Annotated in this window: 2 protein-coding genes and 1 pseudogene; all 3 read left to right on the forward strand. The window is 65.2% G+C overall.

The genetic code is table 11. From position 1 onward, the window contains the following. The first annotated feature begins 37 nt into the window (after positions 1–37). Positions 38–805, forward strand: a complete 768-nt coding sequence (locus AC1D1S_RS20760; protein ID WP_243177478.1) for an SDR family NAD(P)-dependent oxidoreductase — start codon at positions 38–40, stop codon at positions 803–805. 211 nt (positions 806–1,016) lie between these two features. Then, positions 1,017–1,952, forward strand: coding sequence for a polyphosphate kinase 2 (gene ppk2, locus AC1D1S_RS20765; protein WP_476995406.1), 936 nt, complete (start codon positions 1,017–1,019; stop codon positions 1,950–1,952). An 87-nt stretch (positions 1,953–2,039) separates the two neighbouring features. Further along, a pseudogene (locus AC1D1S_RS20770) lies at positions 2,040–2,219 on the forward strand (DUF427 domain-containing protein); the annotation flags it as partial.

Consider the following 2,219-nt stretch of genomic DNA (forward strand, 5'->3'; position numbering starts at 1 on the left):
GCTTCTGGAAGGTAACGGTGAAGAAAGGACCATCCTCATGGCTCGCATTTTCATCACAGGCTCTACCGACGGACTTGGCCTCGCCACCGCCCGGACGCTCCTGAACGGCGGCGACGAGGTCCTGCTGCACGCCCGCTCCAGGGAACGCGCCTCCTCCCTCGATGAACTCGCGCCGCTTGCCATCGGCATCGTGATCGGTGACCTCAGCAGGGCCTCCGAAACCCGGGAACTGGCGGCGCAGGTGAACGCTTACGGGCGGATGGACGCCGTCATCCATAACGCAGGCGTCTACCTCTCGCCGGGGCGAGTCGCGACCCCGGAGGGACACTCCCGCACCCTGGCCGTCAACGTTCTGGCGCCCTACATTCTCACCGCGCTGATCGAGCGGCCGCACCGGCTGATCTACCTCAGCAGCGGGATGCACCGCGCGGCCAGCAGCAACCTCCAGGACATCGATTGGACCCGACGGCGCTGGGACGCCAGCGCGGCCTACTCCGAGAGCAAGCTCTACGTTTCCGCGCTCTCMACTGCCGTCGCCCGGCAGTGGACCGACGTGCTCAGCAACTCCGTTGACCCCGGCTGGGTGCCCACCAAGATGGGCGGCGCCGGCGCCCCCGACGACCTCGCCATGGGCCAGGACACCCAGGGCTGGCTCGCCGTCAGCCCTGACCCCGCCATCCAGGTCTCAGGAATGTACTGGCATCACCGCCGGCCGCGGAAGCCGGCTCCGGAGGTCACCGACGCTGATTTCCAGGACAAGCTCACCGACAAACTCGCCGAACTCACCGGCATCACGCTCTTCTGAAGCGAAGCATCGAACCGACCCCACCGGCACCCACGGGTAGGTAGTCCCGCCCGGCGGGTCAGGTGACGCAAAGTATCCCCCAGCCCGTCCCTATCGTGAGCTCCACTTGTCGGCTTAGGCTGGTCGCATTCTATGAACGCAGTTGAGCATCGAACACCGCCGGCATCTGGAAGTCCGGCAGCTGGTTCGAGGGGGCCGGAAGGAGGCCGGGATGACGCCGGCGGACAGGACGTGGACACCCGAGGACCAAGGCTGGCTCCGGGAAAACCTGCGTGAGGCCATCGACCATCTGGTGGAGATGGGGTACACGGTGCGTGGGGGGCAAGGCGAAGATCCGGAACTGATTCACCCCGGCGGCTCGGCCGTGCAGACGTGGCGGGAAGACTACCCCTACGAGCAACGGATGTCCCGCGAAGAGTACGAGCTGGAGAAATACCGGCTGCAGGTTGAACTGCTGAAGTTCCAGTACTGGGGCCAGGACCAGGAGCTCAGGCACGTGATCGTCTTTGAGGGCCGGGATGCTGCCGGCAAGGGCGGAACAATCAAGCGCTTCACTGAGCACCTGAATCCCCGCTCGGCCCGGGCAGTGGCATTGAGTAAACCCTCTGACCGTGAACTGGGCCAGTGGTATTTCCAGCGCTACRTCCMGCACCTGCCCACGGCCGGGGAGATCGTGATGTTCGACCGCTCCTGGTACAACCGGGCAAATGTGGAGCGGGTCATGGGCTTCTGCACGGAGCAGGAGTTCGACACCTTTATGGTTCAGGCCCCGCTCTTCGAGCGGATGCTCGTGGACTCCGGGATCCACCTGACCAAGTTCTGGTTCTCGGTGACCCGCCACGAGCAGCGCACSCGTTTYGCGATCCGGCAGATAGACCCGGTSCGGCGCTGGAAACTCTCGCCCRTSGAYCTSGCCTCMCTGGACCGGTGGGMGGAGTACACGGMMGCCAAGSAGSAGACATTCCTGCGSACCGACACSGACCAYGCGCCGTGGATCACCATCAAGTYCAAYGACAAGAARCGSGGTCGSATCAACGCCATGCGCTWCTTCCTCAACCARTTCGACTACGAGGACAAGGACACATCCGTGGTCCACAGCCCCGACCGGCTGATCGTACGCCGCGGCCGCGAAGCCGCCGGCGACTAGCGGCCGGCTCGCGGTCGGCGGAAGAGCGATCGCACGGATGCGTCACGCTCACGGTGGGATCCCAGCAGAAGATGGCAACATGGGGACATGACTCCTGCACACGGTTCTTCCGGCCTTTTCCGGCGTCCCCAGCCCATCAAACCCAAGGCGGGCCAAGAATCGGTGTGGGACTACCCGCGGCCGCCGAGGGTCGAGCCCCGATCCGAACGGGTTACCGTGCGGCTTGGCGGGCAGGTGATTGCCGACACCACCGATGCAGTGCGCGTC

The sequence above is a fragment of the Arthrobacter sp. P1_A5 genome, from assembly GCF_056406825.1.